The 24,394-nt window shown below is 73.9% G+C and carries 17 protein-coding genes; 13 read left to right on the top strand and 4 right to left on the bottom strand.

The window, feature by feature from the left end; genetic code table 11:
• Window positions 1-182 precede the first annotated feature (182 nt).
• The 5 genes from ACIRQ9_RS36545 to ACIRQ9_RS36525 all read left to right on the top strand — a co-directional run bounded on the left by ACIRQ9_RS36545 (window position 183) and on the right by ACIRQ9_RS36525 (window position 6,959).
• The gene (locus ACIRQ9_RS36545; protein ID WP_404183806.1) at window positions 183-1,763 is read left to right on the top strand and encodes a PucR family transcriptional regulator; all 1,581 of its coding nucleotides are present in this window, start codon (window positions 183-185) and stop codon (window positions 1,761-1,763) included.
• 170 nt (window positions 1,764-1,933) lie between these two features.
• On the top strand, window positions 1,934-2,776 hold the full coding sequence (locus ACIRQ9_RS36540; protein WP_404183803.1) for a nitrilase-related carbon-nitrogen hydrolase: 843 nt from the start codon (window positions 1,934-1,936) through the stop codon (window positions 2,774-2,776).
• An 89-nt stretch (window positions 2,777-2,865) separates the two neighbouring features.
• Complete coding sequence (hydA, locus tag ACIRQ9_RS36535) at window positions 2,866-4,269, top strand: dihydropyrimidinase (protein WP_404183800.1); 1,404 nt, start codon at window positions 2,866-2,868, stop codon at window positions 4,267-4,269.
• A gap of 11 nt (window positions 4,270-4,280) precedes the next feature.
• Window positions 4,281-5,300: a TIGR03842 family LLM class F420-dependent oxidoreductase gene (locus tag ACIRQ9_RS36530; RefSeq protein WP_404183798.1), complete on the top strand. Its 1,020-nt coding sequence runs from the start codon at window positions 4,281-4,283 to the stop codon at window positions 5,298-5,300.
• Window positions 5,301-5,432: 132 nt separating this feature from the next.
• Complete coding sequence (locus tag ACIRQ9_RS36525; RefSeq protein ID WP_404183795.1) at window positions 5,433-6,959, top strand: NCS1 family nucleobase:cation symporter-1; 1,527 nt, start codon at window positions 5,433-5,435, stop codon at window positions 6,957-6,959.
• A 27-nt stretch (window positions 6,960-6,986) separates the two neighbouring features.
• On the opposite strand, the gene ACIRQ9_RS36520 is transcribed toward ACIRQ9_RS36525, so the two are convergent.
• Window positions 6,987-7,664, bottom strand: coding sequence for a hypothetical protein (locus tag ACIRQ9_RS36520; protein ID WP_404183792.1), 678 nt, complete (start codon window positions 7,662-7,664; stop codon window positions 6,987-6,989).
• 237 nt (window positions 7,665-7,901) lie between these two features.
• Window positions 7,902-8,180, bottom strand: coding sequence for a GlsB/YeaQ/YmgE family stress response membrane protein (locus ACIRQ9_RS36515; RefSeq protein ID WP_404183789.1), 279 nt, complete (start codon window positions 8,178-8,180; stop codon window positions 7,902-7,904).
• 235 nt (window positions 8,181-8,415) lie between these two features.
• Here ACIRQ9_RS36515 and ACIRQ9_RS36510 point away from each other — a divergent pair, with 235 nt between their 5' ends.
• Both ACIRQ9_RS36510 and ACIRQ9_RS36505 read left to right on the top strand, forming a co-directional pair.
• Complete coding sequence (locus ACIRQ9_RS36510; RefSeq protein ID WP_404183786.1) at window positions 8,416-8,778, top strand: ArsR/SmtB family transcription factor; 363 nt, start codon at window positions 8,416-8,418, stop codon at window positions 8,776-8,778.
• Between the two features lie 236 nt (window positions 8,779-9,014).
• Window positions 9,015-10,712 (top strand): LCP family protein, encoded by a 1,698-nt coding sequence (locus tag ACIRQ9_RS36505; RefSeq protein ID WP_404183783.1) that lies wholly within the window; start codon window positions 9,015-9,017, stop codon window positions 10,710-10,712.
• A gap of 36 nt (window positions 10,713-10,748) precedes the next feature.
• Here ACIRQ9_RS36505 and ACIRQ9_RS36500 read toward each other — a convergent pair whose 3' ends face one another.
• Window positions 10,749-11,435 (bottom strand): RES family NAD+ phosphorylase, encoded by a 687-nt coding sequence (locus tag ACIRQ9_RS36500; protein WP_404183780.1) that lies wholly within the window; start codon window positions 11,433-11,435, stop codon window positions 10,749-10,751.
• A gap of 4 nt (window positions 11,436-11,439) precedes the next feature.
• Window positions 11,440-12,144, bottom strand: a complete 705-nt coding sequence (locus tag ACIRQ9_RS36495; RefSeq protein ID WP_404183777.1) for a hypothetical protein — start codon at window positions 12,142-12,144, stop codon at window positions 11,440-11,442.
• Between the two features lie 130 nt (window positions 12,145-12,274).
• Between ACIRQ9_RS36495 and ACIRQ9_RS36490 the strand changes: the two genes are divergently transcribed.
• From ACIRQ9_RS36490 to ACIRQ9_RS36465, 6 genes are all read left to right on the top strand, one after another.
• Window positions 12,275-13,546, top strand: a complete 1,272-nt coding sequence (locus ACIRQ9_RS36490; protein ID WP_404183774.1) for a hypothetical protein — start codon at window positions 12,275-12,277, stop codon at window positions 13,544-13,546.
• Entirely contained in the window at window positions 13,536-15,641 is a 2,106-nt protein-coding gene (locus tag ACIRQ9_RS36485; protein WP_404183771.1) for an AAA family ATPase, read from the top strand. The genes ACIRQ9_RS36490 and ACIRQ9_RS36485 overlap by 11 nt, the downstream gene beginning before the upstream one ends.
• On the top strand, window positions 15,632-16,348 hold the full coding sequence (locus ACIRQ9_RS36480) for a 4Fe-4S single cluster domain-containing protein (RefSeq protein ID WP_404183769.1): 717 nt from the start codon (window positions 15,632-15,634) through the stop codon (window positions 16,346-16,348). Before ACIRQ9_RS36485 ends, ACIRQ9_RS36480 begins: the two co-directional genes overlap by 10 nt.
• Window positions 16,336-17,004, top strand: a complete 669-nt coding sequence (locus tag ACIRQ9_RS36475) for an FHA domain-containing protein (protein WP_404183766.1) — start codon at window positions 16,336-16,338, stop codon at window positions 17,002-17,004. The genes ACIRQ9_RS36480 and ACIRQ9_RS36475 overlap by 13 nt, the downstream gene beginning before the upstream one ends.
• A 107-nt stretch (window positions 17,005-17,111) precedes the next feature.
• Window positions 17,112-20,360: a hypothetical protein gene (locus ACIRQ9_RS36470; RefSeq protein ID WP_404183763.1), complete on the top strand. Its 3,249-nt coding sequence runs from the start codon at window positions 17,112-17,114 to the stop codon at window positions 20,358-20,360.
• Window positions 20,357-24,388 carry a CHAT domain-containing protein gene (locus ACIRQ9_RS36465; protein ID WP_404183760.1) on the top strand — a complete coding sequence of 1,344 codons (4,032 nt, stop codon included), beginning with the start codon at window positions 20,357-20,359 and terminating at the stop codon, window positions 24,386-24,388. The genes ACIRQ9_RS36470 and ACIRQ9_RS36465 overlap by 4 nt, the downstream gene beginning before the upstream one ends.
• The last annotated feature ends 6 nt before the right edge of the window (window positions 24,389-24,394 follow it).

The raw sequence follows: 24,394 nt of genomic DNA, 5'->3' as shown, positions 1-24,394 counted from the left end.
GGTCGTTGCTCCCACGCGGGGGGCGCGCCCCCGCCGGGGGCGGGGGGGCGCGCGCCGGGGGCGGGGGGGGGGCGCGGGGGGGGGGGCCCCCGGGCCGGCGGGGGGCGCCCCCCCCCCCGCGACCTGCCCCCACCGGGCCCGCAGGCCCGGACGCACCGAAACCCGACCGAGGGACCGGCAAGATGACCACCACCTGGGAGCCCGCGAGGACAACCGACCCCATCCTGTCCGTCCGTCAGATCCTCGCCCTGGAACGGGTTCTCGCCGGTGACCCCGAGGTCGTCGCCGGCGCCGCCCACCTCGACCGCCCGGTCCGCTGGGTGCACGTCGCCGAGGCCCCCGACGTCGGAGTCATGCTGACCGGCGGCGAGATGGTCCTCACCACGGGCGTGCTGCTCGCCGACGACGCGCACAAACAGGCCGAGTACGTCCAGTCCCTGCACCGGGCCGAGGCCGCCGCGATCGTCCTCGGCCTCGGCCGGGCCTTCCCGTCCCCGCCCGACGCCATGCGCCGCGCGGCGGACCGCTGCGGCCTGCCCCTGGTGGTCCTGCACCGCCCCTTCCCCTTCGCCGAGCTGACCGAGGAGGTCCAGTCCCGGCTGGTGCGGCGGAAGTTCGCGGCCGTCAGCCTCTCCGAGTCGGTCCGTACCGCCCTCACGGGTCTCATCACCGCCGGTGCGCCCCTGCAACGCCTCCTCGACGAGGTCGCCGGGCACAGCGCCTGCCCGGTCGTCGTCACCAACCTCGCCCACCGGGTACTGGCCACCGCGGGGGAGCGGTCGGCCGTGGACGACGTCCTGCGTGACTGGGAGCGCATCGCCCGGCAGGCCGGCGGCGGCGAGGGCGACGGCTGGATCCGGGCCGAACTCGGCGGCCGCGGCGAGCGCTGGGGCCGGATCGTGCTCTGCGGGTACCGCGGCGACACCGGCACCGGACGGCTGCTCGCCGACCGCGGCGCCGAGGCCCTCGTCCTGCACCGCATGCTCGGCGGCGGCTCCGCCCGCAGCTGGGAGGAGCAGTCCGCGCAGAGCCTGCTCACCGACCTGGTCTCCGGAGTCGTCCCCGCCCGGCAGCTGCTGCCCAGGGCGCGGGCGGCCGGACTCCCGGTCAACCGGCGGACCTTCGTGCCCGTCGTCGTCCGGGACGCCGAGGCGGCCCGGCTGGAGCGGGTCCTGCGGCTGCTGGGGCTGCCCGGACTCGTCGCCGAACTCACCGAACGCGTCACCGCCGTCCTGCTCAGCCTCGCCCGCGACCAGGACGCCGACGCCCTCGCCACGCACTTCGCGGTCCGGCTGCACGGTGAGTCGGCCGGGCCGCACGCGGTGGTCGCCGCGGCCGGCCCCCGTACCGCCTGGGACGACGTGCCCGCCGGGCTGCGCGAGGCCCGGCACGTGGCCGACGCCGTCGCCGACTCCTCGGCCGCCCTCGACCTGCCGCCCGTGGTCCGGCTCCGTGACGTCCATCTGCGGGGCCTGGTCCGGCTGCTCCGCGACGACCCGCACGTCCAGTCCTTCGCCGAGCGCGAGCTGGACGGGCTGCTCCGCGGCGAGGGCGTCGAGCAGGACCTGCTGGGCGTCCTGCGGACCTACCTCGCCACCGGACGCAACAAGTCCCGCACCGCGCAGCTGCACCACGTCTCGCGGCCCGCGCTGTACCGCCGCCTGGAGGCCATACAGGGCCGGCTCGGCGTCGACCTCGACGACTTCGAACAGGCGGCCTCCGTGCACATCGCGCTCCTCGCGCACGACGCGCAACAGGAGTGAAACATGCGACGACCTGGGAGAACGGCGGTGAAACATGAGCCGGGGACGGCGTGACACGGTGCCACGCGGAACGTCCGCAGACGTGACACGCTGGCACTCAGCGCCCGCTTCCGGGCTTCCTAGGCTCCTCGCACATCGAGCGACACACGCCCGAGCGACCGGAGGTCCCGATGAGCCGAGTGATCCGTGCCGCCCTGTTCCAGACCGCCTGGACCGGCGACAAGGAGTCGATGATCCAGGTCCACGAGCAGGCCGCCCGCGACGCGGCGGCCCAGGGCGCCCAGGTCCTGTGCTTCCAGGAGCTGTTCTACGGACCCTACTTCTGCCAGGTCCAGGACAAGGCCTTCTACGAGTACGCCGAGCAGGTGCCGGAGGGGCCGGTCGTCCAGCGCTTCCAGGCCCTCGCGCGGGAGCTGGGCATCGTCCTGATCCTCCCGGTGTACGAGGAGGAGCAGCCCGGCGTCCTCTACAACACCGCGGCCGTGATCGACGCGGACGGCTCCTACCTCGGCAAGTACCGCAAGCACCACATCCCCCAGGTCCCGGGATTCTGGGAGAAGTTCTACTTCCGTCCGGGGAACGCCGGCTGGCCGGTCTTCGAGACCGCGGTCGGACGGATCGGCGTCTACATCTGCTACGACCGGCACTTCCCGGAGGGCTGGCGGGCGCTGGGCCTCGGCGGAGCGGAGATCGTCTTCAACCCGTCGGCCACCTCGCGCGGACTCTCCCGCTACCTCTGGCAGCTGGAGCAGCCGGCGGCGGCCGTCGCCAACGAGTACTTCGTCGGCGCGATCAACCGGGTCGGCGTGGAGGACCTGGGCGACAACGACTTCTACGGCACCTCGTACTTCGTCGACCCGGAGGGCCAGTTCGCCGGCGAGGTGGCCTCCGACAAGGAGACCGAACTCGTCGTCCGCGACCTGGACCTGGCCAAGCTGCGGGAGGTCCGGGACCGCTGGCAGTTCTTCCGGGACCGCCGCCCCGACGCGTACGGCCCGATCACCGCACCGTAGAACCGGCGTTCACGACGCCCCGTCAGGGGGCGGGGGACCGCGCGACCAGCCACGTCGGACCCGCACGTGACCACGAAGGAGAGGACCCCATGACCGGCCGTACAGTAATCCGCGGCGGACTCGTCATCACCGCGTCCGACGAGATCCACGCCGACGTCCTGATCGAGGACGGCCGCATCGCCGCCCTGGCCGCCTCGTCGACCCCCGCCGCCGAGGCGTTCACCGCGGAGCGGACCATCGACGCCACCGGCAAGTACGTCATCCCAGGCGGTGTCGACGCCCACACCCACATGGAGCTGCCGTTCGGCGGCACGTTCGCCTCCGACACCTTCGAGACCGGCACCCGGGCCGCCGCCTGGGGAGGCACGACGACGATCGTCGACTTCGCCGTGCAGAGCGTCGGGCACGGTCTGCGCGAGGGGCTCGACGCCTGGCACGCCAAGGCCGAGGGCAACTGCGCGATCGACTACGGCTTCCACATGATCGTCTCCGACGTGAACCAGGAGACGCTCAAGGAGATGGACCTGCTGGTCGAGGAGGGCGTGACCTCCTTCAAGCAGTTCATGGCCTACCCCGGCGTCTTCTACTCCGACGACGGCCAGATCCTGCGCGCCATGCAGCGCTCCGCCGAGAACGGCGGCCTGATCATGATGCACGCCGAGAACGGCATCGCCATCGACGTGCTGGTGGAACAGGCGCTGGCCCGCGGCGAGACCGACCCCCGCTTCCACGGCGAGGTCCGCAAGGCCCTGCTGGAGGCCGAGGCCACGCACCGGGCGATCCGGCTCGCGCAGGTGGCCGGCGCGCCGCTGTACGTCGTCCACGTCTCGGCGATGGAGGCGGTGGCCGAACTGGCGCGGGCGCGCGACGAGGGGCTGCCGGTCTTCGGCGAGACCTGCCCGCAGTACCTGTTCCTGTCGACCGACAACCTCGCCGAGCCGGACTTCGAGGGCTCGAAGTACGTGTGCAGCACGCCGCTTCGTCCCAGGGAGCACCAGGCCAAGCTCTGGCAGGGCCTGCGGACCGACGACCTCCAGGTGGTCTCCACCGACCACTGCCCGTTCTGCTTCGTCGGCCAGAAGGAACTGGGACGAGGCGACTTCTCGAAGATCCCCAACGGTCTGCCCGGCGTCGAGAACCGCATGGACCTGCTGCACCAGGCGGTCGTCGACGGCCACCTCTCGCGCCGTCGCTGGATCGAGATCGCCTGCGCCAACCCGGCGCGCATGTTCGGGATGTACCCGAAGAAGGGCACCATCACCCCGGGCGCCGACGCCGACGTCGTCATCTACGACCCGCACGCCGAGCAGGTCGTCTCCGCCGAGACCCACCACATGAACGTCGACTACTCGGCGTACGAGGGCAGGCGGCTCACCGGCCGGGTCGAGACGGTCCTCTCGCGCGGCGAACCGGTCATCACCGAGCGGGAGTACACCGGACACGCCGGGCACGGCGTCTACACCCCGCGCTCCACCTGTCAGTACCTCAACTAGGAGTGGCGCCCATGGACTTCGGACTCGTCCTGCAGACCGACCCGCCGGCCTCCCGTGTCGTCAGCCTGATGAAGCGGGCCGAACGCAACGGGTTCTCGTACGGCTGGACCTTCGACTCCGCCGTGCTCTGGCAGGAGCCGTTCGTGATCTACAGCCAGATCCTCGCCAACACCTCGAAGCTGACGGTCGGCCCGATGGTCACCAACCCGGGCACCCGCACCTGGGAGGTCACCGCCTCCACCTTCGCCACCCTCAACGACATGTTCGGCAACCGCACGGTCTGCGGCATCGGCCGCGGCGACTCCGCGATGCGGGTGGCCGGACGCAAGCCCAACACCCTCGCCCGGATCAGCGAGGCCATGAAGGTCATCCGGGCCCTGGGCCGGGGGGAGGAGGCCGACCTGGGCGGCACGGTGATCCGCTTCCCGTGGATCAGGCCCGGCGCCGAACTCCCCGTCTGGATGGCCGCGTACGGCCCGAAGGCACTGAAGATGACCGGCGAGGAGGCGGACGGCTTCATCCTCCAGCTCGCCGACCTCTACCTCACCGAGTACATGGTCAAGGCGGTGAAGGACGCGGCGGAGGCCGCCGGACGCGACCCGTCCGAGGTCAGGATCTGCGTCGCCGCCCCGGCGTACGTCACCGCCGACGACTCGCCCGAGGCGCTGGCGCACGCCCGCGAGCAGTGCCGCTGGTTCGGCGGCATGGTCGGCAACCACGTCGCCGACCTCGTGGCCAGGTACGGCGAGCACTCCGCCGCCGTACCCGACGAACTCACCGACTACATCAAGTCCCGTCAGGCGTACGACTACGCGCACCACGGACGCAGCGGCAACCCCGACACCGCGTTCGTCCCCGACGAGATCGTCGACCGGTTCTGCGTCATCGGACCGCCCGAGAAGCACATCGAGAAGCTGAACGCACTGCGCGAGCTGGGCGTCGACCAGTTCGCCGTCTACGACATGCACGACGCGCAGGAAGCCACCATCGACGCCTACGGGAGCACGGTGATCCCGGCCGTCAACGGCTAGCTCGTTTCCGACAGTTGGTCTCCCCCTTCCCGCCGTCCCGGGAAGGGGGTCAGGGCGCACCCCGCACGCGTACCCCCCCGCCCCGCCCGCACGGCCTGTCTTCCGTCCCGTCTCCTCCCGATTGGCCTGCCCATGACCGACACCGCTCCCACAGCCATACCTCCGTCCGGCCACGTCACCGCCTCCGACGGCCGCGTCGAGCTCGCTCCGGGCTCCCCGCCGCCGGCCGGTCCCTACGCCAACGCGGACCTGCTGCCCGTCCCCGTCGAGAAGCGCACCTGGACCACCTACAACTTCTCCGCGCTCTGGGTCGGCATGGCCCACAACACGGCGTCCTGGACCCTGGCCTCCGGGCTGATCGCGGTCGGCATGGACTGGAAACAGGCCGTGTTCACCATCGCCCTGGCCAACCTGATCGTCCTCGTGCCGATGCTGCTCACCGGGCACGCCGGACCGAAGTACGGCATCCCCTTCCCGGTCTTCGCCCGCGCCTCCTTCGGCGTCCGCGGCGCCAACCTCCCCGCCGTCGTGCGGGCGTTGGTGGCCTGCGGCTGGTTCGGCATCCAGACCTGGATCGGCGGCGAGGCCATCTACTTCCTGGCCGGCAAGCTCATCGGCGACAGCTGGGCGAACGCCTCGCACATCGGCGGCTACGCCTGGACCATGTGGCTGTCCTTCGCGCTCTTCTGGGTGCTCCAGGTCGCCATCATCCACCGGGGCATGGAGACCATCCGCCGCTTCGAGAACTGGGCCGCGCCCTTCGTGATCGTCGGCGCGCTGGTGATGCTGGTCTGGATGAGCGACAAGGCCGGCGGCGTCGGCCCGCTCTTCGACCAGCCCTCCAAGCTCGGCTGGGGCGGCGACTTCTGGAAGCTGTTCTGGCCCTCCCTGATGGGCATGATCGGCTTCTGGTCCACCCTGAGCCTGAACATCCCCGACTTCACCCGGTACGGCAGGAGCCAGAAGGCGCAGACATGGGGCCAGGCCCTCGGACTGCCCACCACCATGACCCTGTTCGCGTTCCTGTCGGTCCTGGTGACCTCCGGCTCCCAGGCCGTCTACGGCCGGCCGGTCTGGGACCCGGTCCAGCTGGCCGCCAAGACGGACAACGTGGTCGGGCTGCTCTACGCCCTGGTCACCGTCCTCGTCGCGACCCTGTCCGTGAACATCGCGGCCAACCTGGTGTCGCCGGCGTTCGACTTCTCCAACATCGCGCCCCGGAGGATCAGTTTCCGTACCGGCGCGCTGATCACCTCGGTGCTCGCGGTCCTGATCTTCCCGTGGAAGCTGTACTCCGACCCGCAGGGCTACATCTTCACCTGGCTCGGCCTGGTCGGCGGTCTGCTCGGCACGGTCGCCGGCATCCTGATCGCCGACTACTGGCTGCTGCGCCGCACCCGTCTCGACCTGGCCGACCTGTACCGCACGGGCGGCCGCTACTGGTACCACGGGGGCTGGAACTGGCGGGCCGTCCTCGCCTTCCTCGTCGGCGGTGTGCTCGCCGTCGGCGGCGCCAGCTTCGAACCGCTGACCGACGGCCGCCCGATCCCGGCGCTGTCCTCGCTCGCCGACTACGGCTGGGCCGTCGGCCTGGGCACGTCCCTGGTGCTGTACGTGGGTCTGACGCTGCTGACCAGGCGCACCCCCGAAGCGGAGTGACCGCGGAGGGCGGCCGGTGGTGCGACGCTACCCGCCGCCCTTCAGCGCGGCCACCGCGCTCTTCGCCGCCTTGATGGCACCCTTATTGATCTCGTCCGTGTCCGGCGCCTTCTTGTTCTCGAAGTCGCTGCCGTTGTACGTGACGACCACCAGCGCGTTGGAGACCTGGGCCAGCACCACGCCCTCACGGGTCTGCTGCTTGTCCTCGGTGGTGAGGTTGACCACCGAGTAGCCGCCGTCGCCGAGCCCCGGCACGGCTCCGCCGCCGCTCTTCTCCGCGACCCGTTCCCTGTACTCCTTCGCCGCCGCCGCGTCCGTGTCCATGATCTCGAAGGAGACGTCGAGCCAGCGGTAGTCGTACCCCTTGAGCGCGTTCCACGAGCAGGTGCGGCGCAGCTTGGTGTCGGTGGAGGGGATCTCCTTGCCGGCCGTCTTCGCGCCCGGCACCAGCGACTTGACGGTGGCGACGGGGATGCTGGTGCAGGGCGCGGGCGCGCCGGCGTACGTCTTGGCGGCCGCCGTGGACGTCGTGGAGGACGACGGGGCGCCGCTCGTGGACCGGCCGGCCGTCTGCTGGGCCGGGGTGTCACCGGAGGCGGTGGACGTCGTGTCCGGACCCGACGCCATCGCCCAGCCCGCACAGGCGAGCACGGCGACCGGCGTCAGGCGCGCGGTGAGGGCGAGAGGCAGTGGTAGAGAACGCAAGTCGCACTTCTCGTGGGGGACGGTGTGCCGAGGTGTCCACACTGCGGACGGGACGCCAGTGTCACATGACTGCCCGCGGGGTGGAAGTGGAATCGGCGCCTTGGCTGCGCGGCGGGCTCCCACGCCCGGTTGACACGGCCCGCGGGCCCGTCCACCTACATCCGGAATGTCGTGCGCCCGCGGTCCGCGTACTTCCGGAATGTCGTGACTGGCTCCGGCCCGGGAAGGTGACCGGAGTCACCGCCGGGCCCGGTCGCGCGAGTTGCCGAACAGCAGCCGGTAGGCGATGAGGAGGACCAGGGAGCCGGCTATCGCGGCACCCCAGGTGTACAGGTCGAAGAACTGCTTCTCCACCGGGCGGTCGAGGAAACGCGCCGACAGCCAGCCGCCGACGAAGGCGCCCGCGATGCCGATGAGGGTGGTGCCGATCAGGCCCCCCGGGTCACGGCCCGGCAGCAGGACCTTGGCGATGGCTCCGGCGAGGAGGCCCAGGATGATCCAGCCGATGATGCCCACGTTCGTTGTCCTCCCGGTACGGGCGGTGCCCGGTTCAGTTGCCTTGTTGCGCAAGCTTAGGAACGGCGGAGGCCGTTCGGGGAGTCCGACGCCGAGCCGTCGATGATCTGTCACCCACTCATGACCATGCGGAGAACACGTGGCGGACATTCCGGGGAGGGCGTGCGGGCGCCGGTGACCGCACGCCTACACTGAGTGCACTTCTGTGCGACGACGGTGAGGGAGGGAGCGGGCTGTGGCGGAGGACACCGGCGGTGTCACGGACCCCTCCGACGGGGTGCTGACCGAGGCGGCCGCGGTGTTCGGGCTGCTCGCCTCGCCGGCCCGGCTGCATCTCGTGTGGGCGCTGTCCCAGGGCGAGAGCGACGTCACCTGCCTCGCCGACCGGGTCGGCGGCGCCCTGCCCGCGGTCAGCCAGCACCTCGCCAAGCTCAAGCTCGCCGGCCTGGTGCGGTCCCGCAGGGAAGGCCGCCGGCAGATCTACTACGTCGACGATCCCGACATCGTGACCGTCGTACGCGTGGCCGTCGGACAGCTGACCGCCCGCTCGTACCACGTTCCGGTTCCGCTGCGGCCCCTGCGCGAGGCCGGGGTCTGAGGACGGCCGGGCGGCCCGGACGGTGCCGGCGCTCCCGTGGTTCCGCAAAGGTTCCCGGGCGTTTCCATGAGATCACTCACCTGTGAAATCGAGCGGGAGCTGTGCTGCTCGGGCCGTGGGTTTGTTAGATTGCGCAATCACGCAACCCAAGTGGGCCCACCTCGCGCCTGCCCGTACACCGCCGCGTACGGGACGACCCTACTGTCGCGGGCCCAACCCTTTCCTGGGAGTGGAAGATGACCGACCCGTGGGACGGCCCCGGGGGGCAGGCCACGCGGAGCCGCACCGACCGGGTGCCCGGCCAGCGCGGACCCCTGCCCGACGGGACGCGCCCGACCGGCGGCCGGGCCGCGGCCCGGCAGGCGGCCAGATCCCGCGGCGGCAGAGGGACCCGACGGGCCAGGCCGACGAGCCGCGGCCGCCGGGTGCTGAAGGCCGTCGGGCTCATCACCGCCGCCCTCGTCCTGGTCACGGCGGGCGCCGGCTGGTGGTTCTACGAGCATCTGAACGGCAACATCAACAGCGTCTCCCTCGACGGCAAGGGCGGCACCGAGAAGGCCGACGCGTTCGGCCGGACCCCGATCAACATCCTGGTGATCGGATCGGACGGCCGGACCAGCTCCGAGGACTGCAAGCTCGGCGGCGGCTGCCGCACCACCGGGGTGCAGACCGGCAACGGCAACGCGGACGTCGAGATGGTCGTCCACATATCCGCGGACCGCTCCAACGCCACGGTCATGAGCATCCCCCGCGACACCATGGTCAACGTGCCGGCCTGCAAGGACAAGGAGAGCGGCCAGTCCACGTCCGGCTTCTACGGCCAGGTCAACAGCGCCCTGGAGTACGGACCCGCCTGCCAGGTGGACACCATCCACCAGCTCACCGGCATCACCATCGACCACTTCGTCAAGCTGGACTTCTCGGGCGTGGTCAAGATGTCCGACGCGGTCGGCGGCGTCGGTGTCTGCGTCAGCTCCGACGTGTACGACACCTACTCGCACCTCAAGCTGTCCAAGGGCGCCCACACCCTCAAGGGCGAGGCCGCCCTGGAGTTCGTCCGCTCCCGGCACGGCTTCGGTGACGGCAGCGACCTCGGCCGTACCGTCTCCCAGCACATCTTCCTCAGCGCGATGATGCGCAACTTCAAGAGCGCGGGCACCCTCACCGACCCCACCGCGGTCTACAAGCTCGCCGACGCCGCCACCAAGGCGCTCACCGTCGACGACGGCCTCGGCAGTGTCAGCAAGCTGATCTCGCTCGCGGCCGACGTGAACAAGGTCCCCACCAAGCGGATGACCTTCACCACCATGCAGACCGCCCCGGACCCGGCCAACAGCAACCGCGTGGTGGTGGGCGCCGGCGCCAAGGACCTGTTCGCGACCATGGCCAACGACCAGTCGCTCACCACCAGCTCGGGCAAGAAGTCCTCGGCCGCCGGGGCCACCGCGAAGCCGAAGCCCACCGCGACCGTCCCCGCCTCCCAGGTCGCCGTGACCGTCGAGAACGGCACCGACATCACCGGCCGCGCCTCCGCGATCGCGAGCTCGCTGATCTCGCAGGGCTTCAGCAGCAGGACCACCACGGCCAACGCGCCGAGTTCCGCGTCCACGACCACCGTGAGCTACGGCAGCGGCGACAAGGCCGAGGCGCAGACCGTCGCCAAGGCGCTGGACGTGCCCGCCTCGCACGTCAAGAAGGGCTCCGGCACCGGCGTGACCCTGGTCATCGGCGGCGACTGGACCACCGGCACCAGCTACCCGGCCAAGTCCGGCGACACCAAGGCCGCCATCTCCAACGCCAACGCCTCCACCGCCGACGACTCCAAGACCTGCGCCAAGGTCAGCCCCTACCGGACGGTCAGCCTCAACGGGGTGCCGATGACACCCGCCCAGGCGTACGCGGCGGCGAAAGGCAAGCCCGACTCGGACGAGTAGGAGCCCGGAGCGGCACGGCACCACGGCCGTGCGGGGTCACACCCGCTTGCGGGGGTGCTCGACGCGGATGCGCAGCGGGGCGAGCAGGCCGTTCACGTAGTCGCGTCCGGCCGGGGTGTCCAGCTCCACCGCGGGCTGTGACGACGGCTTCAGCAGCGCGGGGCCGTTCTCCGGCTCGTACAGGGCGCACGCCTCGCCGGAGAGCAGGCCCGAGTCCTGGCGCGAGGGCCAGCGCAGGCCCACCGCCCAGTCGGCCTGGCCGCGGATCCAGGAGCCCCAGCGCCGGGTGCGCGGATAGGCCGGAGCCTCCGCCTGCACGAGCCAGATGTCCTGGTGGACCGCCGCCAGGTGGGCGTTGTCCGTCAGGTCGACCAGCGGCAGGTCGACCGCCGCGACGACCTTCGACAGCCGCATGCCCCGGACCCTCGGCTGAGTGATGCGCCGCCGCCCGTCCGGACGCACCCGCAGGTCACGCGCCAGGGTCTCGCACAGCGCGGTCAGCGGGGACAGACCCGCGTACAGGTAGGGGAGCCGCTCGGGGCTCAGTTCGTCCCTGATGTGGCAGAACCGGCCGCCGCCCCAGTGCAGGTCGGCCGGCACGGGCTTGAACTCGGTGGCGTCACGGCGCTCGCTGTGCACCCGCCACAGCTCGGTACCGGCGGGCAGCACATGGCGGTGCGGGGTGGCGCGGACGGCCGGGGCGGGGATCATCTGGTCGGGCACGTGCTCACCACTCCGGGGTCTCGGCCCGCGCGGCGGACAGCAGGGCGTCGTCCGCCCCGGTGCCCAGCAGCCTGGCGGGCGCTGCGTTCAGCCACACGTTCGAGCCCAGCCACCAGTCCGCGGCGCCCCACGGGTCCTCGTCGGCCGACAGCATCCTGTTGATCTCCACGACCACCGGGTACGGGTCGCCGGTCACCGGGTCCAGCTGGAACGCCGGGACGTGCGCGGTGTCCTGGCCGTCGGTGAGCCTGATCAGGTGACGGAACCGGGCCGTCGCCAGGACCTGGGCGGAAAGGTCCACCGAGGGTTCGGCGAGCAGCCAGGCGTCGTCCTGGTCGGGACGGTACGACGGGACCGCCACGGGCGCCGGCGCGCCGGCGGGAGGCCCCTCGGGGCCCGGTGCCTCCCGCGCGTCGTCCGAACGCAGCAGGAGCAGTGACGCCAGGAGCGACGGCCGTTCCGCCGCCGGGCCGACCGCCGGCCGGAAGCGCACACCGGACGGGGTCAGCAGCGGGCGCAGCGGATGCCCGGGAGGAACGAACGGCTTGACGAGGGCGTGCAGTTCGGCCGCCGCCGCCTCGGGATCGGCCTCGGCGTCCGCCAGGATCTCCCGCGCCTCACGACGCGCGGGGACGTCCAGCAGCCCGTACAGCTCGTCCCAGTTGGCCCGGATCGCCTCGACCGCGTCCGTCAGGAACGACAAGCTCACCACCCCCTCTCCGCCAGGCACCGTAACAGCGCACGCAGAAGACGGCGCCGAGATCGCCGAACAGGAGCCACGGGGACCGTCGGTGATGCATCATTGCACCCTGTGACACGGCGGCCCTGGGGGAGGGTCAGTGAGCAACTCCGCTGCATACGAGTGGACCTACGTCGACGTCGAGGCGGAACGGCGGCGGGACCTGCGCGCCCGGCTCGCGCAGGAGATCAGCCGCTCGCGCAATCTTCGCGGTCAGGCCAGGTCCCTGCGCCGCGCCTACGGGACGGCCAAGATCGACGTGCACGTCGTCAGCGTGCCCGGCTCCGCCGACTCGTCCGAACTCGCCGCCGCGCTGGCGTCGGCCCAGGCCGTCAACGAACGCGCGGAGACCGAACTCGCCCGCGCCGCCGCCGGCGTGTGGTCGCTCCCGGACACCGGGAAGCAGGCACGGGACGACGGCGGCCCGGCGGCGGGCCCCGCCCGCGAGGCCCGGCCCGGGACCGCCCCCGCCGCCCGCCGGACCGACCGCACCGACCAGGTCAGGGCCGCCGCGCTGGTCGAGGCCGAGGCGCTCCTCACCCGCGACGGTCCGTCCTGCGAGCCCGCCGACCTGCCCGTCTTCGCACGCCGACTGGACGCGCTGCGCCGGGCCCGCACCGCCGAGGAGGCCCGGCTGCTCCTGCACGACCTCGGCGTGCTCGTGCACCGGTCGACCCGGCGGCAGCGCGACGCACTCCGGGACGACGCGCTGCGCGCCCGCCTGCTCGACCGGCTCGACGACGCCGAACCCGCCGAGCGGGAGCGGCTGGCGGAGGCCGTGCGCGAGGCGCCCGACCCGTCCCGGCTGGAGGGCGAGGTCGACCTGGCCGTGGCCCGCGCGGACACCGCCCGGCACCGCTCGACGGTCGCGGACACCCTGATGCGGGTGCTGCGCGAGCGCGACTACGCCGTGGGCGAGGACTTCGCCGACCTGCTCGCGGAGCACGGCAGCGTCGTCGTGCCCTTCGACGAGGCCGACGGCTACGGGGTGCGGCTGGCGCTCGCCGCCGACCGGCCCGGCCTCAGCACCGTGCTGGTCGCCGAGGAGGAGACGGACCCGGAGACCGACCGCGAGGTCCAGCGCTGGTTCTGCGACGAGCAGTTGCCCGGCATCGAGGAGGCGGTGCGCGCGCACGGCGTCGGCCTGGCGCGGACGTCCGCGCTGCCGCCCGGAGTACGGCCCACGGCCGTGGTGCCCGACGGGACCTGGCCCGACACCGGCCTCGCCCACGACCGTACCGGCGAGGGCGAGGGCGAGGGCGAGGCCGCGGACCAGCGGGAGCGGGACGGGCGGCCGGAGCGGCGCAGGACACGGCGCACCAGGCCCGCGCGGTCCACCACGTACGGACAGGAGCGGCAGCGTGAGCGCTGACACCACGGATGCCTTCCGCAAGGACCGGGCGCCCGCCGTCCTCGCCCCGGCCTGGATCCGCGAGCTGGACATGGCGCTCACCGTGTACCCGCAGATCCTCCTCACCGGCAACGTACGGGACGTCTTCCTGCTGGCCGAGGACGACGAGGGCGGCGTCGCCGCGCCCGAACCGGGCCGCCCGCCCACGCCGTTCACGCTGGAGGAGGTCATCGAGTCGGTCTGCCGCGGCCGCGGCTACGGCGCCCTGGCCCGGCAGAGCATGGTCGACGACCGGGTGGTCGCCTGGCGGCTGACCGGCGACCCGTTCTCGCTGCCGCCCGCCCTGCGCCGCATGGCCGAGGAGGACGCCCGCGCCGACCGTGAACGCGCCGCACGCGACGCAGCGGCCCGCGACGCCGCCGACGCGGGCCGGGACGACGCCGACGACGGCGACGTCGAGGCCGGCATCGCCCGCTTCCGGGAGATCATGATCGGCACGGTCCAGCACACGGGCCCCGCGATCGGCCTGATCATCCCCTACACCGCCCGGCTCGGCTCGCCCCGCGGTCCGGTGGCCGGTGAGGCGGCCCGCCTGCTCGCCGCCGCCGAGGAACTCGGCCACACCGCGCGCCCGGTGCGCGGCACCGGGGACGTGACGCCGTACAACACGATCTTCTGGGTGGTCGAGAAGCAGGAGGACCTGCCGCTCGAATTCGCCATCGGCAGCCGGGCGTTACGTGTCATCACGGTCCCCGAGCCGCCGCACGACCAGCGGCACGCGGCCGGCCGGTTCGTGGTCGAGCGCCTGGCGAGCCGCCCGCCGGCCGAGGACGGGGACGGCGGCACCGGGGAGGCCTCACCCGCGACGGAGGCCGAGCAGCGGCAGGCGACCGAGGCACTGGCCCGCTCCTCGTACGGCATGGGGGTCGGGGAGATCCTGGCGGTGGGCCGGATGGCCGCCGACCGGGGGCTGCCGCTCAGCCGCCTCGACGAGGCCGCCCGGCTGTACCGGGTCGGCGTCCTGGACAACCCCTGGGCCACACAGGCCGTCCGGGAGAACATCCTCAACGGCGAGGACTATCTCAACGCGGCGGTCATCGGCCAGCCGCACGCCGTGCGGCGGACCATCGAGATCTTCATGCGCTCGGCCGCCGGACTGACCGGCGCCCAGTCCTCCAGCTCTCCCAGCAGGCCCCGCGGCACCCTCTTCCTGTCCGGGCCGACCGGGGTCGGCAAGACCGAACTCGCCAAGGGCGTCGCCAAGATGATCCTCGGCGAGGACGCCCGCCCGATCCGCTTCGACATGAGCGAGTTCGCCGAGGAGCACGCCAGGGACCGGCTGATCGGGGCCCCGCCCGGCTTCGTCGGGCACAGCGCGGGCGGCGAACTGACCAACGCGGTACGGGCGTCGCCGATGAGCGTGCTGCTCTTCGACGAGATCGACAAGGCCCACCCACGGCTGTTCGACCTGTTCCTGCAGATCCTGGAGGACGGCCGGCTGACCGACGGACAGGGCGCCACCGTCCACTTCACCGAGTGCGTGCTGATCTTCACCTCGAACCTCGGGGTGTCGGCCGAGGTGATGCGGCCGAGGAACCGGCGCGGGGCCACGAGCGAACAGGGCGACGCCGACCCGGAGGCCGACCCGGAGGCCGAGGCGGCGGCACGGCAGCCCCGGCTCAGCCGGCACGACCGGCCCGAGGACGTGCGCGAGGCGTTGCGCGCCGCCTTCGACACCTTCTTCAACGACCACATCGGCCGGCCCGAACTGCGCAACCGGTTCGGCGACAGCTTCGTCGCCATGGACTTCATCCAGCCCGACTCGGTCGCGCCGATCCTCAACAAGGCCCTCGGCTCGGTGGCCGGCCGCGTCAAGGAGGTGCACGGCGCCGAGCTGACGATCCGCGACGACCCCTGGGAGGTCCTGCGCGTCGAGGCCACCCGCCGCCTCGACCACGGCGGCCGCGGAGTGGTGACCGCCGTGGAGTCCGCGCTGGTCAACCCGCTCTCCAGAGAACTGTTCCACCAGCCGGCCCGGCCCGGCGAGCACATCGAGATCGAAGCGGTGGACGGACAGGACGAGGCCTACACGCTGAAGGTGCGGCGATGGCGGTGAACGACGGCGACCGCGCGGCGGCACGGGCCGTGCCGCACCCGGCGGAACCCGTGCTGCGGGTGTCCCAGGTGCTCGGGCCGGTGACCGCGCTCGGGCCCGGCCGGCGCCTCGGCGTCTGGGTGCAGGGCTGCCCGCTCGCCTGTGCCGGCTGCATGTCCCGGCACACCTGGGACCCGCGCGGCGGCCACGACGTCGGCGTGGCACGGCTGGCGGCGCTGTGGCGGCGGGGCCTGGCCGAGGGCTACGACGGACTGACCGTCAGCGGCGGCGAACCGCTGGAGCAGCCGGCCGCCCTGGCCGCGCTGCTCGACGCGGCCGACCGGGTACGCGTCGCCGAGGGCCGGGCCGACGCCGACCTGCTCGTCTACACCGGCTGGGAGGACGCCGAGATCGCCGCCTCGCCCGAGGCCACGGCCGTGCTCGACCGTGCGGACGCCGTCGTCACCGGACGGTACCGGGCCGGCGAACCGACCGCGCTGGTGTGGCGCGGCTCCGCCAACCAGAACCTGACCCCGCGCACGTCGCTCGGCACCCGCCGGTACGGCCCCCATCTGCACCGCACGGCCGACCGGCCGGAACTCCAGATCCAGGTCACCGGCCGGGCCGTGCACATCATCGGCGTACCGCGCCCCGGTGAACTCAGCGCCCTGGAGCGCGACCTGTCCGCACGAGGGGTGACCTTCGGGGAGAACACATGGCGACCGTGACCATCCGCTACCGCTGCCCGGTGACCCCGGACGAGTGCCCGTCCTCGGACCGGCGCGGCTTCTGCGCGGTTCACCAGTGGGAACGGCTCGTTCCCGAACGGGTCTACGTGACCGCGGAACCGGACGACGCGCCGCGGACCGGTGCGCCGGACGGCTCCGGACCGCGTCCCGGCACGGACGCGGACGCGGACGGTGTCGCGGACGCCCGGCCCGAGGCGCTCGCCGACCGGCCCCGTGACCGCCCCGCCCGGCCGTCGGCCCGGCCGGACCCCCGCGAGCCGCGCGAGGGGACCACGGCACCGCCCGCCCGGCAGCCCCCGTCCGCCGCGCCCTGCCTCGCCCTCGTGCTCGCCGGTGCCCTCGTCCCCGTACGCGCCGAGGGCCAGGGGCCCACGCGGCTGGGACGGGACGCCGCAGACTGCGCCCACGTCACGGACCTGGCCGCGCTCGACCAGCTCTCCCGCCGGCACGCCGAACTGACCTGGCGCGCGGGCCGGCTCTACGTCACCGACCTGGGCTCGGTCAACGGCACGTACGTCGACGAACGGCCCGTCACCCGGCCCGTCCAGCTCTGGCCGGGCGGCCACCGCCTGCGGCTGGCCGACGACGTGGACGTACCCCTCGTGGAACTGGACGAGTACGGCGCGCCGCGGTGACGTGATCCGCCCGCCGCCACCGCACCGGCCACCGCACCGCCCGCACCGCCGCCATCCGTCCGACGCCCGCCTCCGGGCCGGGCACCAGGAACCGTCGAGGACTCCGCATGGCCGACAACCCGACCGAGGAACCCGCGGGCCCCACCGGCCCGCCGCGCACCCCCGCGAGCCCGCCGACCCGCAGACAGAAGCGGCCCGAGCCGGCCCCGCCGAGCCCGCGGACGCGGATCCAGCGGCAGGATCAGGCTCCGCAGAGCCCGCCGACACGGGTGCAGCGCCCTGATCCGGGCCACGACGAGCCCGCGAACCCCGCAGCCGCAGCGGCCGGTCCACCGAGCCCGCCGACCCGCGTCCAGCGCCCGGACCCCGCACCGCCCGGTGCCCCGCCGCACCCACCGCGGGCCGCGGACGCGGGCTCCTCCTCGCAGGCCCGGACACGTCCCGCCCGTCCCACCGACCCGCCCACCCGGCGCGATCCCGCCACCGCCCACGCCGAGTTCCCCGAGGCGCTCCGCGACCGCTACGAGCCGCACGGCATCGCGGGCGCGGGCAGCGAGGGCACGGTCTGGCACGTGCGCAGGCTCGCCGACGGCGCCGACGCGGCGGTGAAGATCGCCCACCCGGGCCAGGCCATGGACCTGGACACCCTCGAACACCTCGCGGCCCCCGACTTCCGCCGGCACGTCCCCGCCCTCCACGAGTTCGGCGACATCGCGATCGGCGGCACGGTGTGCGGATGGGTCGCGATGGAGTACCTGCCGACCACCCTGGAGGACCACCTCGCCCGCCGCCTGCGGGACGGCAGACCGCGCGAGGAACGGGCCCAGACCGAAAGGACCGTGCGCGAACTCGCCGACCTGCTCGACTTCTGGCAGACGCGGATCGACCGCAACCCGCTGGACCTCAAGCCCGCCAACATCCTCGTCCGGCAGAGCCACGGCGGCACCAGGAAGGACAACGACGACCGGTTCCAGCTCGTCGTGGCGGACTTCGGGGGAGTGGCCAGGTTCACCGCCAGCCAGAGCTACCGCGACTTCCAGATCACCGCGCTCTACATGGCGCCCGAGCAGATCGTGAACCAGAACCTCCGGGCCACCCCGTGGTGGACCGTCGGACTCGTCCTGTACCAGGTCTTCACCGGGCGCCCGCTGTACGTCCTCGGCGACGACGCCCGCATCACCGACGAGGCGTGGACCCGCGCCCTGATCGTCAACCACGAGGTCGACCTGTCCGCCGTCACCGACGCGCGGCAGAACCTGCTGCTCCAGGGCCTGCTCACCAAGGACCCCGACGACCGCTGGACCGCCGCCGAGGTGCGCCGCTGGCTCAAGGGCGAGACCCCGGAGGTGGTCCGTCCCGCCGCCCCGGACGCACCCGCCGCCGCCCGGCACGCCAACAGCCCCATCACCTTCCGCGGCACCGCCCACCACGAGGCCGAGAGCCTGGCCGCGGCCATGGCCCGGCACTCCCAGGAGGCGGCCGACTGGCTCGTCGCCGACGGCGGCCAGCGGCTGGCGACCTGGCTGCGCGACGACCTCAGGGACACCTCGTACGACCGCGGGCAGCTGCTCGCTCTGAACCGCGGACCCGACCGGCCGGTCCGCGCCGCGGTGGCCGCGCTGGCCTTCGTCGCCGTGTTCGCGCCGACCGCGACACCGCAGTACCGGGGCCGGCGCGTGGACGCCGACGGCATCGCGCGGATCGCCCAGGGACAGGGCGCGGTCGCCTTCGTCGACGAACTCCTGAAGGCCGACGTGCCGACCGTGGCGGCCGGCTTCCACTGCGCGCACGACGACTGCCCCGAGGGGCGCTGCGAGGTGCTGCTCACGCTGGCCGAGCAACTGCCCGCCACGCTCGAGGACGTGCGCGCCCGGGCCCGCACGCTGGGCCGGCGCACCGGCAACGACGGCGGCGCCGGCGGCAGCCTCGACCGGCGCGAGACGGACGCCGCCTACGGCCTGGCCGCCGCGCTCATCGTGCACCCGGAACAGCGCGGGCGGGCCCTGCTGCCGCTCGCGGGGCTGCCCGGCCTGCTCGCCACGTTCCTCGCGAAGGCCCCGGTGGGCCTGCTCGCCGCGCTGGCCCGCCTGGGCGCCGTACGCCATCGGCTGGGCGCACTGGCGCGCGCCCGCGCCGCGGACGCCGGTTTCCTGCGGCGCTGGGCGGAACTGCACCGCCGGGCGGCCGCCGGTGACGTGCGCACGGTGCCCGGACGGGCCGACCTGGTCGCGGCGGCCGTCCTGCTGCCCAGGGCGCTGCGCGCCGACGAGATCGGGCGGGACCACACGGTCACCCTCACCGAATGGTGGTCCACGGCCTGGCGCCCGCTGGCCCGCCGACTGGCCGCCGGCGTCGCCCTGTTCCTGGCGTTCTGGCTGCTGATCTGGTCCGGCGCGATGCTCCGCTCCGTGCACGACAGCGGGCTCGGCGGCGAGGCCCTCGACCCCGCCGACCGGCTCGTCGCCCCGCTCGCCCACGCCGCCGACCTCGCCTCCGCGGCCCAGACCGGGCTGTGCGCGGTGGCCCTGGCCGGCGCGGTGGCGTTCGCCGCGGCCACCGGCCGGATCTCCGGATGGCTGCTGGCCGCGGGCGCGGCCGTGGCGGCGTACGCCGGTTACGCGCGCCCCGACCTGCCCCCGCTGGGTCCGCTGCACGCTCCCGGCTGGGCGGCCGAGCGGATGCGGTACTTCCTGGGCGGCTGGAAGAGCTGGAACGGTGTCACCGCCCTGCTGCTCGTCCCGCTGGTCTGCGTGGTGCTGATGGTCCTGGCCCGCAGGCAGCTCGGCCTGGCCCGCGCCGCCGAGCAGGAGCAGTCCCGGCTGCGACGGGAACGGGCCGAGCAGCGCCGGGCCGCGGCCGGGCTGCCGAGGCGGCCGTACGAGAATCCGACGCGCTGGCGCACCGGTTCCCGCGGCACCCGAGACCGCGCGCTGTTCGCCGTGTCCGCCCTGCTGATGCTGGTCACCTCGCTGTGGGCGGCGGTGGAGGTCCGGGTCGCGCTCGACGGCGACCACCGGACGGCCGCCTCCTGGGGGACCGGACAGCAGGGCGCCTCCTACCAGTCGCAGTACGTCCTGGCCTGCGCGGCCGTCTGCGTGCTGGCCGCGCTCGCCTCACCGGCGGTCGCCCGCCGCGTACTGGGCTGGGCGGCGACCGCGGTGCTCGTGCTCGGCCTGTGGCCACCGCCCGTGGAGCCCGCCCGCGCGCTCAGCGTGCCCGTGGCACCGGACCTCTTCGGCGCGTTCGCCGAGACCTGGGGACACGGGGCCTTCTGGGCCGCGCTGCTGCTCGCGCTGCCGCTCAGCGTCTACGCCGCGGGCTTCGCGGTGCGCCGGACCCGGCGCGCCGCGCGATGACGGCCGCCGGCGCCGAGGCGCTCGACCTCCTCGACGAGGCGGTGGACCTGCTCGCCCGGCACGACGAGCAGGACCGGCCGGAGGAGGCCGGCGACTCCTGGCGGCGCTGCCGCGACATCCTGCTGAGCGCCCGCGGCCTCCTGGAGGACCAGGGCGCCCGGGCCGACCCGGCGGCCCTGGCCCGCGCGCGGTTCCTGCTCGGCCTCACCCTGTCCGTGGGCTACTGGCAGGCGGTGGCGGGCCACGCCGACGCGTACGGAGTCCAGGACCCCCAGGACCTGCGCGACCGGGCCGCGCCCCTCCTCGCGCTGGCCCGCGCGACCCTGCCCGGGGACACGGAGGAGTACGCCACCGCCTGCGTCCGCCTGGGCCTGCTGCTGCACGCCCGGTACGAGGACACACCCCCGCCCGAGGAGCCCGCCGAGGACCCGGCCCGAGCGGGGAGTGGCCGGGGTCCCGGTGCCGGTCAGGGCCGAGAGGCGGGGGCCGACGGTCCGGTCGATCCGGACACGGGCGGCGTTCGCGCTGACGATCTCGACGAGGCGCTCGCCGCCTTCGGCGACGGGCTGCCGCTGCTCGGCGACGACGTCCACCCCGGTCTCCTCGTCAGCCACGGCTGCGCGCTCGCCGACCGCTACGACCGCGACCGGATCCCCGGCGACCTCCGGGACGCGGCCACCGCGCTGGAAGCGCTGCTGGCGGACCTGAGGCCGTCCGGGTGGGAGCCCGCGGCGCACGGCGGAGGCTCCTTCGCGGACGAGGCCGACGAGATCGAGACCGAGGCCCGGGTCCGGCTGGCCAGGCTCTTCCTGGACCACTCCGACACCCCCGAGCGCGCCCATCCGCACCTGGAACTGCTGGCCGCGACGCTGCCGGAGGAGCACGGTTCCCGCATCTTCGCCGCCGCCCACCTCGTCGACGTCTACCGCGAACGCGGCGACGGCCGGGTCGCGCCCGCGGACCGTACCGCCTATCTCGCGCGGCTGCGCGACCTGTACCGGCTGCTCGATCCCGCGAGCCCCTACCACGCCCAGGCGACCTCGATGCTCGGCGCGGCGCTCGCGGAACGGGACGAGTCGGCCGGCCCGGGCACGGCGCCCACCGCGGAGAACGAGGAGGCGGTCGGGCTGCTCCGGGAGGCGCTCGACACCCTCCCCGAGGACGACGCCAGACGCCCGCCGACCCACGCCGTCCTCGGCTGCCTCCTGAACTCCCTGCGCGAACGCCATCCCGAGCGGTACGACAACGACGAGGCCCTGCGCCATCTGGAACGCGCCGTCGAGCTGTACCCGGCCGACGACCCGATGCGCAGCGACCTGCTCAACCAGCTCGCCCACGCGGCGATCGTCCGCGACGACCGGGGCCGCGCCGACCTCGAAGGCGTCGACCGGACCATCGCGCTGCTCAACGAGTCGATGCGGGTGCCCTCGCACTCCCCGGGCTTCGGTTCGCAGGCGCACGGCGCCTACGCCGCCGCGCTCAGCCAGCGGCACGCGCTGTCCAACTCCGCCGACGACCTGGACGGGGCGATCCGCCATCTCACCATGGCGTTCCGGCAGACCGCGCTTGACGACGTGAACCGGGTCGTCTACCTCCAGAACCTGGCCGTCAGCCTCTACCAGCGCTACCAGACGGGCGGCGACCTCCAGGACCTGGAGACCGCGGTCCGCTACATGCAGGAGGTCGGCGCCGTCCTGGACGGCGGCGACACCGGCGCGCCGATCGACCTGTACCTGATCGAACGGGACCGGCCGCATCTCGAACACGGCCTGGCGCAGCTCCAGTTCATGTTCGCCGTCGCCTCCCGCTCGGGACCGGGAACGGCGGCGGCCGTGGAGTCGATGCGCCGGCTGCGGGACTCCTTCGCCGAGGACGACCCCGAACGCCTCACGGTCGACGCGGACTTCGGCCTGATGCTGATGGTGTGGTCCTTCCACGGCGGCGGCCTGCGGGACCGCATGGAGGGCCTGGTCCTCCTGTCGGAGACCGTGGACGCCCTGCCCGAGGACCATCCCGAACGGCCCCGGCTGCTGCTGCGCACGGCGGGCGCGCTGCTGATGACGTCGTTCTCGCCCTACAACGGACGAGGCGTCGAGTCGGCCGCGACAATGCTCGGGGACGTCCTCGACGCCGTGCCGCCGGACAGCCAGGAGGGCCTCAGGGCCGCCGCGTTGACCGCGATGCTGCACCACGGCCGGTTCCTGCACGGGCGGGTCCCCGCCGACGCCGACCGGGCCGTCGAGGTGGCCCGGTCGGCCCGCGACCTGCTCGCCGACCGGCCGCCTTCCCCGGTCGGCGCCCAGCTCACCAACGTCCTCGCCGACTCCCTGCGGCTGCGCTCGGCCCCGGGGGACGCGGCGGACGGGCGGCGCACGGGCATCGCCGGGCTGCGCGAGGCGGCCACCGTCGTGCTGCTCCAGGCCGCCGCCGAACCCGCCCTCCAGGTGGCCCGCAGCGCCGCCGACCGGGCGCTGCACATCGCCCGCTGGTGTCTGGCGGACGGCGATCTGGCCGCCGCCGTCGAGGCCCTGGAGCTGGGACGCGGGCAGGTGCTGCACGCCTCCACGACCACCGCCGACGTGCCCGCGCTGCTGCGGGAGGCGGGCCGGGCGGACCTCGCGCAGGAGTGGGAGGGCGGCGGCAGCCGCGGGGCACCGGCCCCGATCGACCTGGCGGCGCTGCTCGACGGCCCCGGCTCACTGCTCGGCTCCCTCGGCGAGGGCGCCGAGATCCCGCTCCCCGACGACCTCCGCAGGCGCACGGTCACCGCGCTGGCCCGCTCCCGGGCGGGCACGGCCCTGATGACCCCGCCCACCGTCGACGAGATCGCCGCCGCGCTGCGCACGGCCGGCGCGCACGCGCTGGTCTACCTGCTCCCGCCGGGCGGCGACAACGCGGGCACGGCGGTGCTGGTGACCCGCGAATCCCGCGTGGACACCGTCGAGTTCGGCCTGCTCAGGCGCGACGGCCTGGACGTCCTGAGCACCTACCGGGCGGCCCACCACAGCCGCCAGGAGGCCCTGGACACCTCCACCGACCCGGACGTCCACCGGGCCGCGCACGCCCGCTGGCGCTCCGCGCTCACCGAACTCTGCGACTGGGCGGGCCCGGTGGTGATGGCCCCGCTCCTGCGCTCACCCCTCGTCCGGGCCGCGGGCTCCGAACCGCACCTCGTCCTGGTCCCGTTCGGCGACCTCGGCGGCATCCCCTGGCACGCGGCGCTGCTCAGCAGCGGTCTGCGCGACGGCGGACGGCCGGTGCGCGCGCTGGAGCGCCTGACCCTGTCGTACGCGGCCTCGGCCCGCCAGCTCCACGAGGTGCTGGGCCGCCCGCGCCTGCCGTTCGACGCCCGCCCGGTGATCGTCGGCAACCCCGACGGCACGCTGCCGGGCGCCACCACCGAGGCCCGGCAGATCCACGCCGCGTTCTATCCCTCGGGCCGGCTCCTCGGCAAGGTGCGCCGGGCGGCCGGTCCCGGCACGCCCGCCGAGGTCCTGGCCGCACTGCCGGCCGCGGCCGGAACGGGCGCCTCGGTGCTCCATCTCGCCTGCCACGCCCGTCCGTCGGGCACCTCCCCGCTGGACGCGTGCCTGCTGCTCGCCGCGCCGCCGGACGGCGGTCCGGGACGGCTGCCCGTCCGCGAGATCCTGCGCCAGGCCCGCGGCCGCCCGCCCGGGGCGCCCGGCGGCCTGGTCGTGCTCGACGCCTGCGTCAGCGACCACACCACCGGCGACTTCGACGAGTCGCTCACGCTCTCCACGGCGTTCCTCGCCGCCGGAGCGACCGCGGTCGTCGGCTCGCGGTGGGAGGTCCCGGACGGGCTGACGGGCCTGATGATGTACGTCTTCCACGACCGTCTGCGCACCGGCGCCACCCCCGTACAGGCCCTGCGCCAGGCACAGTTGTGGCTGCTCGACCCGGATCGCCCCGTCCCCGGCGACATGCCCCGCACCGTCGCGGACATACTCCACGACGGGGATCCTTCGGCTCTGGAGATGTGGGCGGCCTTCGCCTGCCAGGGACACTGAACGCGA

It is taken from the genome of Streptomyces sp. NPDC101237, assembly GCF_044767465.1.
In the GTDB taxonomy this organism is placed as follows: Bacteria; Actinomycetota; Actinomycetes; order Streptomycetales; family Streptomycetaceae; genus Streptomyces; species Streptomyces gramineus.
Note: the sequence above shows the minus strand (reverse complement) of the source record. Positions and strands in the feature narration are given on the sequence as shown.

Bases quoted from the DNA above. Each gene is read 5' to 3' on its own strand.
- ACIRQ9_RS36475 (WP_404183766.1), top strand. From the start codon at position 16,336: ATGGCGACCGTGACCATCCGCTACCGCTGCCCGGTGACCCCGGACGAG.
- ACIRQ9_RS36540 (WP_404183803.1), top strand. From the start codon at position 1,934: ATGAGCCGAGTGATCCGTGCCGCCCTGTTCCAGACCGCCTGGACCGGC.
- ACIRQ9_RS36545 (WP_404183806.1), top strand. From the start codon at position 183: ATGACCACCACCTGGGAGCCCGCGAGGACAACCGACCCCATCCTGTCC.
- ACIRQ9_RS36465 (WP_404183760.1), top strand. From the start codon at position 20,357: ATGACGGCCGCCGGCGCCGAGGCGCTCGACCTCCTCGACGAGGCGGTG.
- ACIRQ9_RS36480 (WP_404183769.1), top strand. From the start codon at position 15,632: ATGGCGGTGAACGACGGCGACCGCGCGGCGGCACGGGCCGTGCCGCAC.
- ACIRQ9_RS36525 (WP_404183795.1), top strand. From the start codon at position 5,433: ATGACCGACACCGCTCCCACAGCCATACCTCCGTCCGGCCACGTCACC.
- ACIRQ9_RS36470 (WP_404183763.1), top strand. From the start codon at position 17,112: ATGGCCGACAACCCGACCGAGGAACCCGCGGGCCCCACCGGCCCGCCG.
- ACIRQ9_RS36505 (WP_404183783.1), top strand. From the start codon at position 9,015: ATGACCGACCCGTGGGACGGCCCCGGGGGGCAGGCCACGCGGAGCCGC.
- hydA (WP_404183800.1), top strand. From the start codon at position 2,866: ATGACCGGCCGTACAGTAATCCGCGGCGGACTCGTCATCACCGCGTCC.
- ACIRQ9_RS36530 (WP_404183798.1), top strand. From the start codon at position 4,281: ATGGACTTCGGACTCGTCCTGCAGACCGACCCGCCGGCCTCCCGTGTC.